We start from the raw sequence: 16,409 nt of genomic DNA, 5'->3' as shown, positions 1-16,409 counted from the left end.
ACTGCAAAGAATCATCTTTATAGAAATTCTTGACATCTAATGATATTCATGTATAATTATACTGATAAATAATATATATGCAGAAAAGAGAAAACATGAACTTAAAAAAAATAGCTTTAGGTGTCGTTGCTTTGACTTCAATCGTGACTTTGGCAGCTTGTGGGTCGTCATCATCAAAAGATAGCTTAGCTAAAATCAAAGATAAAGGGACTTTGACAGTTGCTTTGAGCCCTGATTACGCACCATTTGAGTTTCAAATGTTAAAAGATGGCAAGAATGAAATCGTTGGTTCAGACGTTGATTTGGCAAAAGAAATTGGTAAGGCTTTGGGCGTGAAAGTGAATATTCAAGCCATGGACTTCAACAATGTCTTGGCGAGTGTGACAAGTGGAAAAGCTGATATTGCGATTTCGGGGATTTCTTCTGATCCTGATCGAGCAAAAGCCTATGATTTTTCAGATAGTTACTATACAGCTAACAATGTTATCGTTGTGAAAAAAGAACATCAAGATAAGTTTGCAACAATTGCTGATTTTAAAGGCAAGAAAGTAGCTGCTCAAAAAGGTTCAGTTCAAGAGAAAGTCGCGACTGAACAAGTCAAAGATGCGTCACTTGTCTCATTAATCAAAACTGGTCAAGCCATTAATGAGTTGAAAAATGGTACTGTTGAAGGTGTTGTTTTAGAAGAACCTATTGGCAAATCTTATATTGCAGCAAATTCAGATTTGGCTTTATCTGACGTCAAACTAGACTCATCAGATACGGATAGCTACTGTGTGGCAATGCCTAAAAAATCTGATAAGCTGAAAAAAGAAATTGATGCAGTCATCAAAAAATTGAAAGCAAAAGATGCCATCAACAAATCTGTTGAGAAAAACTTTGAACTCGCACAAACTGCGAAATAATGTATTAAAATTCTAACATCTATAGACCTCAAATCTATAGATGTTATTTTTATTCACTTAAAAATGAAAAAATATGCAAAAAACTTGACAAGTATCTGAATTAATGTATAATTATACTATAAACTAATAAATATACAGAAAAGAGACGAGATATGAAAATGAAAAAAGTTATTTTAGGATTAGTTGCCGCGACGACAGTGCTTACATTAACTGCTTGTGGGTCAAATAAAAAGGCTGAACCCAATCACTATGTCGATCAAATCAAAGATAAAGGTACCTTGACAGTTGCCTTGAATCCAGAGTTTGCACCTTTTGAATTTCAGGTGATTAAAGATGGTAAGAATACGATCGTAGGATCAGATATTGATCTGGCCAATGAAATCGGTAAGGCTTTGGGTGTCAAAGTTAAATTTCAAGCCATGGACTTTAACAATGTGCTTGCATCAGTCGAATCTGGAAAGGCTGACATCGCCATCTCAGGGATTTCAACAACACCTGAACGTCAAAAAGCCTATGACTTCTCAACGCCCTATTATAAAGCGAAAAATGTCATGATCGTTCAAAAGTCTCAAACAGACACTTATCAAAGCCTGTCAGCATTTGATGGCAAGAAAGTTGCTGCGCAAAAAGGGACGGTTCAAGAAAACATCGTGAAAGAGCAAGTCAAAGGAGCTAATCTAGTTAGTTTGACAAAGAATGGTCAAATGATCAATGAACTAAAAAATGGGACGGTTTCGGGTGTCGTCTTTGAGGAACCCATCGCTAAAGCCTATGTAGCTGCTAATCCTGATTTAAGTATTGTCACTGATATTAGCTTTGACTCATCGAAATCAGATAGTTATGCGATTGCCATGCCTAAGGATTCCGGTAATCTGAAAAAAGAAATTGATAAGGTAATCACACAACTCAAGGCCGACGGTAAAATCGAGGAATTCGTCAAGACAAATTTTGAATTATCGCAAGCAGCAACAAAATAACCAAATAAAGTAAAACACGAACGATCCCTAAATTTTTCAATGAAATAAGGGATTTTTGTGTATAAGTTTTCACAATATGATATAATAGTATCAATATTTAGTTTATTCTAAATATTATGGCGAGTTTAATATTGAACTCATCGCTAAAAAAATCGGAGGTTTCTACCAAATGACAGTTTACAATTTTTCAGCAGGACCTGCAGTCTTGCCAAAACCCGTGCTGGAACAAGCACAAAAAGAAATGCTAGACTACCGCGAAAGTGGTATGAGTGTTATGGAACTGTCCCATCGCTCCTCCGAGTTTGATGAAATTATCAAAGCTGCTGAGTTGCGTTTGCGTGACTTGATGGCGATTCCTGATAATTATAAAGTCCTTTTCCTACAAGGCGGTGCTTCACTACAATTCTCTATGATTCCACTTAATTTGGCACAAAAAAAGAAAAAAGCCTATTATATCGTGGGTGGTTCATGGGGCAAAAAAGCTTATACAGAAGCTGTTAAATTATCGAAGACAATCGACTTCCAACCGGAGCTCTTAGCCTCTTCAGAAGCAACAGTTTATAACCATATTCCGACTTTCGATGCAGCAACGATTGATCCAGATGCGGCTTATGTGCATTTGACGACCAATAATACAATTGAAGGCACAACGATTTATGATTTACCAGATACAAATGGTGTACCGATCGTTGCAGATATGAGTTCAAATATTTTGGCAGTTCGTTATAATGTCGCTGACTTTGGCTTGATTTATGCTGGTGCACAAAAGAACATTGGACCTGCTGGCGTAACCATTGTCATCGTTCGCGAAGACTTACTTAACGATGAGCCGGTTCTCTCTTCAATGTTGGACTACCGTATCCAAGCGGATAACGACTCACTCTACAATACCCCACCTACTTATGGCATCTACATGGCACGTCTTGTGTTTGACTACGTGGCAAGCCTAGGTGGTGTTGACGCCATGCAAGCTAAAAACATCGAAAAAGCCAACTTGCTTTATGACTTTATCGATCAGTCTGAGTTTTACTCAAATCCCGTTGCAACAAAAGCAGACCGCAGCATCTGTAATATCCCATTTGTGACCCCAACAGATGACTTGGATAAGTTGTTTAACAAAGAAGCACTGGCACATGATTTTAAAAATATCAAAGGTCACCGCTCAGTTGGGGGCATGCGTGCGTCGATCTATAACGCCTTTCCACTTGAAGGGGTACAAGAATTGGTAGCCTTTATGAAAGCATTTGAGGCTAGAAATTCAGCTTAAGTTTGTTTACCGTTTAGCGTTTGATTGCGTCCTTTAAATGTGACGCATGGTTCAGTTAAAATAGAAAGCAAGTAGATGACAACATTTTCAGTAAAAACTTATAACAATATCAATAAAATCGGTCTCCGTGAACTTGGCAATGCCTTCCAGATCGATGGTGATCATAAAGAAAATCCCGATGCTTATATCATTCGCTCTGAGAACTTGCATGGCACTGAATTTCCAGAAAATCTAAAAGCCATCGCTCGTGCCGGAGCAGGGACCAATAATATTCCCATTGATGAGGCAACAGACAAAGGGATTGTGGTGTTCAACACGCCGGGTGCTAATGCCAATGCCGTGAAAGAAGCCGTGATTGCTTCAACACTTTTGAGTGCGCGTGATTATATCGCTGCTAACGAGTGGGTTAATACCTTAACTGGTGATGATGTACCCAAGCAAGTCGAAGCAGGCAAGAAACAATTTGCAGGCTCAGAAATCACAGGCAAAAACTTCGGTGTCATTGGTCTTGGTGCGATTGGTGCCCGTATCGCAAATGATGCTTATCGTCTCGGTATGCACGTTTACGGCTACGATCCCTATGTGTCGATTGAGACAGCGTGGAACATTTCAAGCCACGTTCGTCGTGTGAATGATATCAAGGACATCTTCAGAAATTGTGATTACATCACGATTCACGTGCCCTTGACTGAAGAAACTAAAGCGACTTTCAACCGTGAAGCCTTTGATGTTATGGGTAAAGACGTGACAATTATCAACTTCGCGCGTGGTGAGCTGGTTGACAACGAAGCCTTGTTTGATGCCATTGAAACAGGCGTTGTCAAACGCTATATCACAGACTTCGGGACAGAAGATTTGCTCAATCAAGAGAAAATCACTGTTCTCCCACACGTGGGTGGCTCGACTGAAGAAGCTGAGCTCAACTGTGCGATTATGGCAGGTCAAACGATTCGCCGTTTCATGGAAACAGGTGAAATCATCAACTCTGTCAACTTCCCGAATGTCAAGCAGGCCTTGACGTCACCATTCCGGATCACCTTAATTAACAATAATGTCCCAAATATTGTCGCTCGCATCTCGACCCGTGTGTCGGAAGCCGGCATCAATATTTCAAATATCATCAACCGGTCTAAAGACCACCATGCCTATACCTTGCTTGATTTGGATGAGTCAGATGAGTCAAAAGTGCGGGCACTGGCTGCTGAGTTTGATAGCTCAGACAATATCGTGAGAGTGAGAATCATCAAAAAATCATGAAAACATTTTACTGGTATCCAAAGTGCTCGACTTGTCAGAGAGCGCATAAAGAATTAGATATGCTTGGTGTGTCGGTTCAAGAAATTGATTTGAAAACAACACCACCAAATGCAGAGCTCATCTTGTCATGGCTCGAAACATCAGGTTTTGATAAAAAGAAGTTTTTCAATACGTCTGGCATCAGTTACCGTGAGCTTGGCTTGAAAGATAAGATTGCTGACCTCTCACTTGAAGCAGCAGCAGATTTATTAGCATCTGATGGGATGTTGATCAAACGCCCAATCTTGCTAGATGAAGATGGCAAGATTCTACAAATCGGTTATCGGACTGATTACGAAACCTTGCTAGCCTAAACATAAAGATGTGGCCAGACAAAAGGCCAGCAAAAAATAGGCTATGAACGATTTTCGATATTAATCGGAATCGTTCATAGCCTATTTTTGTATGTTACTTTGATAAATTGTCAAGTAGCATGATTAATTAGATATAGAATACCAAATTGGTATTCTTTCTGGGAAACAATTCGAAATTGGTAAGAGATAAGCCGTTTATTGACCAAATTGGAATTCTTTTGCCAAAGCACTGTCAAATCGAGGGGATACATATTTGGACCTTATCAATCTATCGTGCTGATTGGGATTCTTTATTTGCCTATAAATCAATCTCGAGTAAGATTGGCGTGTGGTCTTGTCTGGCACCAGAATCAATCATTTCAGAGGCACTGATTTTATCAGCGATGCGCTCTGAGGTAATAAAATAGTCAATCCGCCATCCTGCATTGTTGATTTTGCTTGTTTTAGAGCGTTGCGCCCACCAAGAATAGACGTTTGGCACTTGACCGTGAACATGACGGAAGGTGTCGGTAAAGCCTGCGCTAAGTAAGTTGGTGAAACCTTGACGTTCTTCATCTGTAAAGCCTGGTGAATTGCGATTGTTATTTGGATGTGCCAAGTCAATTTCGAAATGGGCGACATTATAATCACCTGTCGCAATGACTGGTTTTTTAGCATCCAATGCTAAGAGGTAGTCGCGATATTTTTCGTCCCAAATTTGGCGTTCTGCTAAGCGTTTCAAGCCATCACCTGCATTTGGCGTATAGACTTGAGTCAAGTAGAAGTTGTCAAATTCTAACGTGATAATGCGACCTTCACTATCCATTGTCGAAGGCGCACCGATTTCTGGCGTTTCAATGGTTACAGTCAGGTCTTCTTTGTATAGAAACATTGTTCCGGCATAGCCTTTGCGAGCAGGTTCAACAGATGAGCGCCATGCGATAGCGTAACCAGGGAAACGCTCAGCTAGGATTTCTAAGTGCTTCTTGGTTGGGCCTTTGGCAGAGAGTTTGGTTTCTTGTAAAGCGATGACGTCAGCATCTAAGCTTGCAAGGTGGGTTAGGACGGCTTGCGAGAGTTGGGCACGTGGTGAGTCGCTGGTTAAGGCAGCGTTTAAGGAATCAATATTCCAAGAGATAAATTTCATTTTCATAGCTTATATTATACCAAAAATATGCTTGTTTTAAGTTTTAAAGCCTTTTGAAATGTGTGGGTGGTGAGAAAGCAGATGTAGGTGACAAGGATAACTATCTCTTGTGCTTGTGATGGGGGCTTATTTTTTTAAGTGTCGATATAAAAATTTAGACAGGTAGGCTAAACCTAAGATGAAGATGGCGACCAGCCATTTATTGAGATGCAAGCCTATCAAACAGTTCGCAAGGAACAACATGACACCGACGGTTAGCATGATAGAATAATTTTCATTCATGATTTCTCCAGTTTAGAACTTTTATTAGTTAAGTTTAGCAAAATCATTTGATTTGTAAAACAATAATTTTTTCTAGGTGTATTCAATTTTTAACAGTCTAATCCACACTTGAAAAATGTCTATTCGTTATTTAAAGGATAGTTGTTGAGGCTACTTTACCAGTATATATGTTAAATATATAGAAAATAGATTGATTCTATTGAATTGACAAACGTTTGATGTTTTTATGTAATTTTCAGTAACGTTAAATCAAGAGATAGTATTAGTTATTTATTGCGTTTAAGTCATTGGTATATGTAATAATTAAAGGGGAAAAATGTTAAAAAATTTCAAAGTCTATTAGGTATCGTGGTGCTATTACTATCACTCATCAATACAAGTTCAGTAGCGCTTGCGACAACACTTGGAGATGGGCAGGGTCAAAGGGCTGTCAAGGATTGGGGAGATCAGTTTATTACAAAGGCAGAGCTACAGGATAAAGCAGGTCAAGCTAAAGAATCTTTTGGGATGTTTGATGAAATGGTAGCAAACTGGTCTTTTAAAATACCGGCTGGGACAGAAATTCAGCCCGGAGATACAATGACTGTCAAAGTACCAGAAGTGTTGGGCTTTCAAAATGTTATTAAGTTTGACATTTCGGATGGTTTGGGTCATACGGTTGGTAAAGCAGTTGCTGATCCTGCGACTGGAGAAGTGGTCATTACTTTCACAGACTTTGTGGCAAATGCTCAGACGACTAATATTAGTGGTAGTTTTAATCTTTCCGTGCATTGGGATAGAACGAAAGTTAAGTATGATACGGATACGCCAGTTAACTGGGGAACAATTGGGGAATCGACAGTTAAGATTGAACCAGGGACGGATAGACCAGCTGATGATGAAGGAGTAAAAAAATGGGGGTACATTGATGCTGAAGATCCTTTTCTCATTCACTGGACTGCGCGTATTAATTTTTCGGAAAATCTTGATACAACGATAAAAAATGCTGTTTATCATGATGAACTTGGGCCCAATCAAGAGCTTGTCAATGGCTCAATCTCTGGTTTTTATGTGAGTGGTTGGGAAGATAATTGGTATGCTAAGGCTGGTGCATCAGTTCCAGATAGCATGATTAGTATGACGGATGCTCATCACTTCAAGGTTAGCTTTGGTGATTTAACAGGTAGTGTTTATATTAATTACTTGAGTCGCATCACTGACGATGATACCTCAGGAAAATATGATAATCAAGGTAGTTTAGCTGGCGAAAACTTCTCTAAAACTGTTGAAAGTTATGTCCAAATTGATGGTGGTGGCGGTAATAGTGCGACCAACATTCCAGTAGCTGGTGTGAAAACATGGCGTGACAACGATAACGCAGTAGGTATGCGTCCAGAATCGATTATGCTTGAACTTTATCAAAATGATGTGAAGATTGCGACACAAAAGGTGACAGCGAGTACTGATTGGCATTTTGATTTTGGAGAACTTCCCAATTATGACAGCAACCAGGTCAAGTATCGCTATAATGTGAAAGAGGTCCCAGTTCCTAACTATATCGCAACAACAAATGGCTTCAACATTACCAATACCTATCAACCGACAGAGACTTCTGTGGTTTTAGTGGCACATAAAATTCTGAATGGGAAAACATTAGCTGCGGGTGATTTTAGCTTTTCTTTAAAAGATGCAGAAGGTCACTTGCTTCAGACGCAAGCCAATGATGGTCAGGGCGCCATTCATTTTGATACCATGACTTATGATCAAGCAGGTGATTTTGTTTATACGATTAGCGAAGTCAAGGGTGAAGTTGCTGGTATGACTTATGACGCGCATGAGGTGAAAGTCACTGTTCATGTTGAGGATGTGAAGGGAAAACTCGTTGCGACACCCGTTTATGATGGTGAGACAACATTTATCAATACCTATCATCCCCTTGATCCGGTAGATCCGGAAAAACCAGTAGATCCAGAAAAACCGGTTAACCCAACACCGCCGACTCAGCATTCAAAAGAGCAGGCCCCAGTTGTGACAGATCAAACGAGTCAACCTACTCAATCAGACAATACGTCAGCAACTCAGAAAATAGACCAGTTACCAGAAACAGGTGAGGTTAAAGGTCTATGGCTGAAGGTACTAGGTGGTTTAATTTTGATCATTCTTTTGGTCACAGTTTACGTCAAAAAGAAACGTTAAAGTAACAAGAATAAACTAACAATCGCTATCCTCTTGGATAGCGATTGTTTTTAAAATATGGTATAATAAGAGGGAATACGGCGTCTCATCTGACGTCTTGAAAGAGGATTAAACTTTGACTGACACTAACGCAACGACTTCAAAAGAAACTTTTTATATTACCACGCCGATTTACTATCCATCTGGTAAATTACATATCGGTAATTCTTATACAACAATTGCTTGTGACGTGCTAGCGCGCTACAAACGTTTAATGGATTTTGACGTTTTCTACCTGACTGGGACAGATGAGCACGGCTTAAAAATCGAACAAAAAGCTAATGAGCTTGGGATTTCACCTCAAACATATGTTGACGGTATGGCTGCCGATATGAAAAAATTATGGGCAACGCTTGATATTTCTTACGATAAATTTATTCGGACAACGGATGATTATCATGAAAAAGCGATTGCTGATATGTTCGAACGTTTGATTGCCCAAGATGACATCTACCTTGGTGAATATGATGGTTGGTATTCAGTTTCTGATGAAGAATATTTCACAGAATCTCAACTTGCTGAAGTTTATCGTGATGAAAACGGTGTGATGATTGGCGGGAAAGCGCCAAGTGGTCACGAGGTTGAGCGTGTTAAAGAAGAATCTTATTTCTTCCGGATGAGTAAGTACGCTGATCGTTTGTTGGCCTACTATGAAGCACATCCTGACTTCATCCAACCTGAATCACGTAAAAATGAGATGATTAACAACTTCATCAAACCAGGTTTGGAAGACTTGTCATTGTCACGAACAACCTTCACTTGGGGTGTGCCGGTCAAATCAAATCCTAAACACGTCGTTTACGTTTGGTTCGATGCACTCGCAAACTATATCACAGCACTTGGCTATGGTAGCGATGATACGACGAATTTCGACAAATTCTGGCCAGCCAATGTCCACATGGTCGGCAAAGAAATCGTGCGCTTCCACACCATTTACTGGCCAATCATGTTGATGGCACTTGGTTTACCATTGCCTCAACAAGTTTTCGGACATGGCTGGTTGCTCATGAAAGACGGCAAAATGTCTAAATCTAAAGGCAATGTCGTTTATCCAGAAATGTTGGTAGAACGCTACGGTCTCGACGCTTTGCGTTATTACCTCATGCGTGCTGTGCCGTTTGGTAGTGATGGTATTTTCACACCGGAAGATTTTGTTAACCGTGTCAATTATGACTTGGCAAATGACCTAGGGAATCTCCTTAACCGGACGGTTGCTATGATCAACAAGTATCAAGCGGGTGACATCCAAACGCCAGAAACACAGACAGCCTTTGATGGTACACTACAAGCTGTCATTGAAACAGCCATCACGAACTATCATGCGTCAATGAATAAAATGGAATTCAATGTTGCGCTCAATGAAATCTGGACGATCATTTCACGTTCTAACAAATATATTGATGAAACAACACCTTGGATTTTAGCTAAAGACGCGAGCAAATCAGGCGAGTTAAATAGTGTCATGTATCATTTAGCTGAAAGCTTACGCATCGTTGCTGTCTTGTTGCAACCCTTCATGCGCACAACATCTCAAGCCATTTTTGCACAACTAGGCCTTGACTCAGCTGAACCGAAATTAACAGACTTGGCATTTGGTTATGAATTTACAGCACCGGTTGTCAGCAAAGGTGAGCCAATCTTCCCACGTTTGGATGCAGAAGAAGAAGTTGCTTATATTAAAGCACAAATGCAAGCCACATCACCAGTCGCCGAAGCAACCGAATTTGATCCAGTAGCAACGACTTTAGTATCTGAGAAAAAAGCCATTAAGTTTGATGACTTTGAAAAAGTTGAAATCAAGGTTGCGGAAGTCATTGCTGTTGAAAAGGTTGAAGGGTCAGATAAACTCTTGAAATTTGAACTGGATGCAGGCGATGAAGGCCACCGTCAAATCTTGTCTGGTATTGCCAAATTCTATCCAGATCCTCAAGAATTGGTCGGCTTGAAATTGCAAATTGTGGCTAACTTGAAACCACGGAAAATGATGGGCTTGCTCTCACAAGGGATGATTTTGTCAGCAGAATCTGATGGCAAATTGACCCTCTTGACAGTAGCACCAGAAGTTGTCAATGGTAGCATTGTAGGTTAAGAGACATGAAAATAATCACTGAAATTTGTGAGTTGCTGATTCTGGCCATGAGTACAGTGGCCGTTTTAGTCTTGATTTGCGGTGTGATTAAAGCAACGGTCAAATTTGTCAAAAATGAAGTGAGTCACGCTGATAAAGCCAGTGTGTTGCGAACAATCAAAAATGAGCTTGGTGCCTATGTGCTTTTCTCATTAGAAATTTTGATCGCCGCCGATATTGTTGAAAGTATCATCAAACCGACTTTTGAAGACATTGGTAAACTAGCAGCTTTAGTTGTGATTCGGACCGTGATTTCCTACTTTTTAGGTAAGGAAATTGATCAGGAAATAGAGAGTAGATAAAAATAAGGAGGAGACTCCTTATTTTTGGTATAGCAGATGATAAGAGAATTGAAACTGGGCGAAGCCCTACCGTGGGATCTATTGTTAAATGCTGATCCAGATCGAGAAATAGTCGCCACTTATATCTCAGAGTCGCGTGTGTTTGTCGCTGAAAATGGTCATCAGGCTATTTTAGGCGTGTTGGTGCTGATGCCATTGTCAGAAGATCATCACTATGAGATTATGAACGTATCTGTTGCCCCAGCCCACTTTAGGCAAGGTATTGGCAGAGCCTTGATGACGCATGCCTTGTCGGATATTAAAGCGCGTGATAAACAAGCTGAGATATGGATAAAAACGGGAGACTTGACGGTCGATGCGATCGGTTTATATGAATCTGTCGGCTTTGAAATTGTAGAAGTGGTCAAGAATTATTTTGTCGAACACTATGCCGAGCCGATTTATGAGAATGGTGAATTATTGCGCCATCAAGTGATCATGAGGTTAAGGAAATGACTTTATATGATGATGTGAAAAATAGCTATTTCAATGTGTCTTTGACAGGTGATTTGTTTGAAGATGTTAAGCGGGTTTGTGATGCTAATCAGGGAACGCACGCCTATCTTTGGGGGCATTTGTTGGATGTTGCCAATGAGGCCAAAAATCTAGCCAAACGCTTTGGCTTGGATGAAGCTGCAGCTTTTACAGGTGGTTTGCTGCATGATATCGGAGGTTTAGTCCCAGAACAGCAACGGGTTGCACTTGCTGAGGAACTTGGGATTGACGTCCTACCAGAGGAGCGCTTAGTACCCATGCTCCTTCATGGCAAATTCTCAGCCTATTTTGCAGCAGACATTTTTGGCGTGACAGCTCCAGAAATTTTGACTGCCATCACTTATCATACGACCCTGCATGCCAATCCAACAGACCTCGAAAAAGTGGTGTGTCTGGCGGATAAGGTCAAGTGGGATGGTGAGGGGACGCCGCCCTATCTAACAGACTTGTTGCGTGCTTTTGATCAGTCTCTTGAAGTAGCGACGCAATATTTTATCGCTGAGTTGTTTGACAGTGATTTATTGGTGGTACATCCATGGTTGAGGGAGGTCTATGGGGTTTACTTTGACAAAACGTCGAGGTAAGAATACAAGTTCGTGCTTGGCGGGAAAATGCGAAAGTCGGGACTTTTTGATATAAAAAGATGATTTTTTCAAATAATTACTCAAGGTTAGGAGTAATTCCGAATAAATGAAAATAAATACTAGAAGTTCACGAATAGCGTATATAACACTAGAGAAGCTTCAGTAGTTAACACTTAGCTGAAGCTTCTTTTATTTATGTATTGATATTGACGTTAGAGGGAGAAAAGCCTTACAAAATGTGATAAAATAGTATTAATAAAATTCGGGTTCACTGATTAGAGTGAGTTGTTTTTTGATATGTGTATAACAAAGGGTACCTAAGGGGATCGTTTTATTTATAAATTCATAGATAAAGAGGGGCAGTATGTCAAAATCAGTATCGATTAATCTTATTAAAAATTTTAATGCGGTAAATACAGATATAAATAATCTAGCAGTTTATTTAGGTTTTTAAATTGAACGTATTGAAAGTATCGAGGAAAATTTTGAAAATGATAAAATTTTTTCTTTTAAGCGTCCAGATGATTTTGAAGGATTTTTTGCTTATGTGACTACCCAAGATAAACTTGAAGAAAAGACAAGGGCAAATCAATTTAAAAACTTCTTTGAGCTAGCTACTTTAGCCATGCGAGAAAAAGGACAGACAAGTAGTGAAGTAGATTTTATCATTGTTATTGGACAAGCAACAATGATCATTTTTGATTCAGCAGATTATCGTCGTCGCTTGATTTTGACAGTTGATAAGATTTCAAGAGCCAATTCAAAATATCTTGATAAATTTGATTCTTTGAAGTCAGATGTATTAGTTGAAAAGAATGTTTATCAAGAAGATGAAGATTTTGGAGATGTTTTACTTGCTGATGAATTTAAAATAGAACTTTTTCGCTTTGCTATTAGTGATGATGAACAATTTGTCTCAAAAACAAGAATTCTGCGTTTGAACTTTTGGAAGAAAATTCAAGATGAACAAAAATGCCAAAAAATTATCAAAGATATCTTCTTTAAAAATTTAGATTTAGATATGACATCTCAATATTATGCTGATGTTATTTCTGCTGTTTTAGATACCCTAGTTCTAAGGTATTTGCTTGTTCGTATTTTAGAAGGTCGTTTCGGTTATGAAATAGATAGAGCAAAAAAATCAGTTTTAAATGTAGGTCTTGGTACTTCAATTGATAAAGCTTTAGAAAATAATGTTAAGTTTAATCAACAAGAAATAGAAATATTGCTAAATAAACCTAAAAAAATGTCATTACAAATATCATTATTTGATGATTTCGAGGCAATGTCTATTGATGAGAAAGCGATTCAAGATGTTAAAGAAAAGCAAGCACAATATATGGAAGAAATCTATGGTGGAGACCTTTATGTTTCAGATATCGCTAAAGCAGCTACAGAAATCGAAAAAACTTTAACTGAGGAACAGTATGCACTAAGTTGGGGATTGACTAGCTCAACGAATTTAGACTTTGATTTAGCTGATATCACACCAGGAACAATTGGTGAGCAGTACGAACAAACCTTAAAAATGAGCTTAGTAAAAGGTTCATCTGGAAACTGGGAATATAGTAAAGATAACACTCAACAAAAAGATCTCGGAGCTTTTTATACCAACGCAAAAATTACTGATTACATTATTGATATTACACTTGGTAAAAAATTGGAAGAAATCAAACAGAGTGTTATTGACGCTCCTGCTTCTCAAAAAGAGAAAGTATTAAGAAGTGTACTTGATTTGAGAATGGCTGATATCACGAGTGGTGGTGGAACTTTTTTAGCGGGTGCTGTTAGAAAATTAGGAAATTGGTATGTAGAGTTAGAAAAGACGCTTGGAACTAAACAAATCATCGCTGAAATAAAAACAAAAGCTTTGAGTTCTATGGCTGAGTTTCAAAAATATGCCATCAATAACATGATCTATGGGGTTGATGTGGACTTGAAAGCTTTGATTGTTTCTAGTTTTGCGCTGACTTTAGAATCATTAGGTGATGAGCAAGATAAATTGCCAGAATTGATTGGTAAGACTTTAATAAATCAAAATTCCGTTATTTCTCTTGTTCCAGAAGACAAGAAATTAGAGATGTTCAAGACTTATAAAGCGGACATTATGAATTTAGTTGAAGAAAAGAAAAAGTGGGCTTCAAAAGGGGAAGATTTCCAAGAAAAAAGGCTTCATCTTGAAAAAATATTTGCTACGATTTCAGTAACTGCTCTGAAGTCAAAGAAAATTTCAGACGTAGAATTTTTGAAGACGTTCGATGAGAAGAATATGGGCGTTTTGGAATTTAGTCTTCCAGAGATTTTCTTTGATAGAGAGGGGAATTACACTGGTGGTTTTGATATTATTTTCGGTAACCCTCCATATATTCAGCTCCAAAAGAAGGAGATTTTTTCGGATACAGAAAAAGAGGTTTATAAAAAACTTGGAGAATTTGAAAGTTATGAAGCGACAGGAGATATCTATACATTGTTTTTTGAACGCGCGATACAACTTTTAAAACCAAATGGGAAATTGGGATTTATTACATCAAACAAATATATGCGTTCGGGATACGGAAAATCTTTGAGAAATTACTTCTTGGGTTATACAAATCCCTATCTTTTAATTAATCTCGGCTCAGGAATGTTTGGTGCGACGGTTGATACAAGTATTTTGGCGCTTGATAAATCAGACAATAAAGATGAGCTTGAAGCGATAGACTTAGTGAAACGTGCGCGTGAGCCAAGAAAGCGCATAGAAAATATGAGCGATTATATTGAGCAGAATAAGTTGAACGTTTCTTATCAAAAAGATGAAAGTTGGACGATTCTGTCACCAATTGAGCAGAGCATTAAACAGAAAATTGAATCTGTTGGAACACCACTTAAAGATTGGGATATTTCTATCAATTATGGTATCAAAACTGGCTTTAACGAAGCCTTTATCGTATCTGAAGAAAAACGGCAAGAAATTTTAGATAATTGCAGATCCTATGATGAACGTACTCGAACTGCTGAACTTATACGACCGATTTTGCGTGGCAAAGATATCAAGCGATACTCTTATGAATTTGCGGATAAATACCTGATTACAACCTATAACGAATACAAAGATTCAACTGGAAATAAAGTTCCAAGTATTGATATCAATAATTACCCAGCAATTAAAAGTCATCTTGATATATATTTGGAACAAATTAGCAAGCGACAAGATAAAGGTGATACACCGTATAACCTTCGACGTTGTGCATATATGGACGATTTTTCTAAACCAAAAATCATATGGAAAGTTATAGGTAATCAGCTTGCTTTTGCAATTGATAATAATGAGCAACTTGTGAATAACGCATGCTATATACTAACCGGAAACTTTTTAGAATATTTGGTAATTTTTCTAAATTCTAAAGCTATATATTGGTATAGTGATATAACTAATATGAATAAGACAGGAATGGGAGATGTTCAAATAGGTGCTCAAAATATTGCACTATTTCCAATTCCAAAACCGAATAATCAAAAACAACAACCATTTATTGAATTGCTAAATAATATAACGACACCTACAAATAATGAGCAAGACCAAAAATCAAATGAACTAAAATTAATAGATTTGGTTAATAATATATATGGTTTTTCTCTAGAAGAAACCGACTTCCTTAATAACTATGAAGGGTAGTAGGACTGATAATCTTGTTGAATCCAGTTTTTTTCAGACTCTGTGAAATCATATAGACCACAAACATCTTCTTCTGATAAAATAATATCTTCAATAGGCCGAGGGATAGGAATCTTCTCAAAAAAAACCTTGCTCAACTCCTTAGTTCCTCCTTGTAATTCTGGAAAATACTCTTTAAAACATACTTTAAAAACATCTGAGTTTAGGAAACTAGTGAGATAATTAAGGTTTTCACCAGATATAATAAAGCATTTTTGGTTAGTCATAAATCCATTATTATCTAAATAAAAAGGTAAATACTTTGTCATGTTCGGATAAATGATTTTTGGTTTAGAAAAAACGTCCCAATAGGCTATACTATCCTGTGTTTCAAACCATTTATTATTGGTTTTCTTGCGGGCATTATTTCCTAAAATACCATCAATATCCTTTTCGCCTGATTGCTCTAATTTTCTTTTTCCAAAAGTTAGTAGATAATCTTTAACTGCCGGAAAATTATTAATGTTATATTTTTTAGCAGGAAAAGTGCATATTAGATACAAATTAGCGAATTCATAATTGTATTTCTTGATGTCTCTGCCACGCAAAATCGGTCGTATAATCTCAGCAGAATTTGGATCTTGTGCGATTAATTCATCTCGTTTTTCCCCGCTGATGATGAAGGCTTCATTAAAACCAGTCAGAATACCTCGATTGATTTTTATATTCCAATCTTTAAGTGGTGTTCCAACAGATTCAATTTTCTGTTTAATACTCTGCTCAATTGGTGACAGAATCGTCCAACTTTCATCTTTTTGATAAGAAACGTTCAACTTATTCTGCTCA

Annotated in this window: 13 protein-coding genes and 1 pseudogene; 11 read left to right on the top strand and 3 right to left on the bottom strand. The window is 38.1% G+C overall.

All coding sequences use genetic code 11. The features are described 5' to 3' along the window. Positions 1–95 precede the first annotated feature (95 nt). The 5 genes from LRA01S_RS07385 (at position 96) to LRA01S_RS07365 (ending at position 4,759) form a co-directional block, all read left to right on the top strand. The gene (locus tag LRA01S_RS07385) at positions 96–905 is read left to right on the top strand and encodes a transporter substrate-binding domain-containing protein (RefSeq protein ID WP_061774996.1); all 810 of its coding nucleotides are present in this window, start codon (positions 96–98) and stop codon (positions 903–905) included. Positions 906–1,057: 152 nt separating this feature from the next. Then, positions 1,058–1,882 (top strand): transporter substrate-binding domain-containing protein, encoded by an 825-nt coding sequence (locus LRA01S_RS07380; RefSeq protein ID WP_061774995.1) that lies wholly within the window; start codon positions 1,058–1,060, stop codon positions 1,880–1,882. Positions 1,883–2,051: 169 nt separating this feature from the next. Then, complete coding sequence (serC, locus tag LRA01S_RS07375; RefSeq protein WP_061774994.1) at positions 2,052–3,149, top strand: 3-phosphoserine/phosphohydroxythreonine transaminase; 1,098 nt, start codon at positions 2,052–2,054, stop codon at positions 3,147–3,149. Positions 3,150–3,224: 75 nt separating this feature from the next. Continuing rightward, positions 3,225–4,406, top strand: coding sequence for a 3-phosphoglycerate dehydrogenase family protein (locus LRA01S_RS07370; protein ID WP_061774993.1), 1,182 nt, complete (start codon positions 3,225–3,227; stop codon positions 4,404–4,406). Beyond that, complete coding sequence (locus LRA01S_RS07365) at positions 4,403–4,759, top strand: arsenate reductase family protein (protein ID WP_061774992.1); 357 nt, start codon at positions 4,403–4,405, stop codon at positions 4,757–4,759. The genes LRA01S_RS07370 and LRA01S_RS07365 overlap by 4 nt, the downstream gene beginning before the upstream one ends. A 298-nt stretch (positions 4,760–5,057) precedes the next feature. Here the strand turns inward: LRA01S_RS07365 and LRA01S_RS07360 are convergent, their stop codons facing one another. Further along, positions 5,058–5,885 carry an exodeoxyribonuclease III gene (locus LRA01S_RS07360; RefSeq protein ID WP_061774998.1) on the bottom strand — a complete coding sequence of 276 codons (828 nt, stop codon included), beginning with the start codon at positions 5,883–5,885 and terminating at the stop codon, positions 5,058–5,060. A gap of 126 nt (positions 5,886–6,011) precedes the next feature. Next, complete coding sequence (locus LRA01S_RS10945; RefSeq protein WP_156470230.1) at positions 6,012–6,167, bottom strand: hypothetical protein; 156 nt, start codon at positions 6,165–6,167, stop codon at positions 6,012–6,014. A gap of 348 nt (positions 6,168–6,515) precedes the next feature. On the opposite strand from LRA01S_RS10945, the gene LRA01S_RS07355 reads away from it, so the two are divergent. The 6 genes and pseudogenes from LRA01S_RS07355 to LRA01S_RS07330 all read left to right on the top strand — a co-directional run bounded on the left by LRA01S_RS07355 (position 6,516) and on the right by LRA01S_RS07330 (position 15,584). Beyond that, the gene (locus LRA01S_RS07355; RefSeq protein ID WP_144259892.1) at positions 6,516–8,342 is read left to right on the top strand and encodes a Cna B-type domain-containing protein; all 1,827 of its coding nucleotides are present in this window, start codon (positions 6,516–6,518) and stop codon (positions 8,340–8,342) included. 115 nt (positions 8,343–8,457) lie between these two features. After that, on the top strand, positions 8,458–10,470 hold the full coding sequence (gene metG, locus LRA01S_RS07350; protein ID WP_061774990.1) for a methionine--tRNA ligase: 2,013 nt from the start codon (positions 8,458–8,460) through the stop codon (positions 10,468–10,470). A 5-nt stretch (positions 10,471–10,475) separates the two neighbouring features. Beyond that, positions 10,476–10,811, top strand: coding sequence for a DUF1622 domain-containing protein (locus tag LRA01S_RS07345; protein ID WP_061774989.1), 336 nt, complete (start codon positions 10,476–10,478; stop codon positions 10,809–10,811). A gap of 36 nt (positions 10,812–10,847) precedes the next feature. Next, entirely contained in the window at positions 10,848–11,306 is a 459-nt protein-coding gene (locus LRA01S_RS07340; RefSeq protein WP_061774988.1) for a GNAT family N-acetyltransferase, read from the top strand. After that, a complete protein-coding gene (gene yqeK, locus LRA01S_RS07335; protein ID WP_061774987.1) occupies positions 11,303–11,929 on the top strand; it encodes a bis(5'-nucleosyl)-tetraphosphatase (symmetrical) YqeK in 627 nt (208 codons plus the stop codon). Before LRA01S_RS07340 ends, yqeK begins: the two co-directional genes overlap by 4 nt. A gap of 364 nt (positions 11,930–12,293) precedes the next feature. After that, a pseudogene (locus LRA01S_RS07330) lies at positions 12,294–15,584 on the top strand (Eco57I restriction-modification methylase domain-containing protein). Here LRA01S_RS07330 and LRA01S_RS07325 read toward each other — a convergent pair. Further along, positions 15,572–16,396: a TaqI-like C-terminal specificity domain-containing protein gene (locus LRA01S_RS07325; protein WP_061774986.1), complete on the bottom strand. Its 825-nt coding sequence runs from the start codon at positions 16,394–16,396 to the stop codon at positions 15,572–15,574. The pseudogene LRA01S_RS07330 and the gene LRA01S_RS07325 overlap by 13 nt on opposite strands. Positions 16,397–16,409: the final 13 nt, after the last annotated feature.

This window comes from Pseudolactococcus raffinolactis NBRC 100932 (genome assembly GCF_001591765.1).
Taxonomy (GTDB): domain Bacteria; phylum Bacillota; class Bacilli; order Lactobacillales; family Streptococcaceae; genus Pseudolactococcus; species Pseudolactococcus raffinolactis.
Note: the sequence above shows the minus strand (reverse complement) of the source record. Positions and strands in the feature narration are given on the sequence as shown.

What these genes read in the sequence shown, in the direction of transcription:
- LRA01S_RS07380 (WP_061774995.1), top strand. Translation starts at nt 1,058, where the DNA reads ATGAAAATGAAAAAAGTTATTTTAGGATTAGTTGCCGCGACGACAGTG.
- LRA01S_RS07360 (WP_061774998.1), bottom strand. Translation starts at nt 5,885, where the DNA reads ATGAAATTTATCTCTTGGAATATTGATTCCTTAAACGCTGCCTTAACC.
- LRA01S_RS07385 (WP_061774996.1), top strand. Translation starts at nt 96, where the DNA reads ATGAACTTAAAAAAAATAGCTTTAGGTGTCGTTGCTTTGACTTCAATC.
- LRA01S_RS07345 (WP_061774989.1), top strand. Translation starts at nt 10,476, where the DNA reads ATGAAAATAATCACTGAAATTTGTGAGTTGCTGATTCTGGCCATGAGT.
- LRA01S_RS07370 (WP_061774993.1), top strand. Translation starts at nt 3,225, where the DNA reads ATGACAACATTTTCAGTAAAAACTTATAACAATATCAATAAAATCGGT.
- LRA01S_RS07365 (WP_061774992.1), top strand. Translation starts at nt 4,403, where the DNA reads ATGAAAACATTTTACTGGTATCCAAAGTGCTCGACTTGTCAGAGAGCG.
- serC (WP_061774994.1), top strand. Translation starts at nt 2,052, where the DNA reads ATGACAGTTTACAATTTTTCAGCAGGACCTGCAGTCTTGCCAAAACCC.
- LRA01S_RS10945 (WP_156470230.1), bottom strand. Translation starts at nt 6,167, where the DNA reads ATGAATGAAAATTATTCTATCATGCTAACCGTCGGTGTCATGTTGTTC.
- LRA01S_RS07340 (WP_061774988.1), top strand. Translation starts at nt 10,848, where the DNA reads ATGATAAGAGAATTGAAACTGGGCGAAGCCCTACCGTGGGATCTATTG.
- yqeK (WP_061774987.1), top strand. Translation starts at nt 11,303, where the DNA reads ATGACTTTATATGATGATGTGAAAAATAGCTATTTCAATGTGTCTTTG.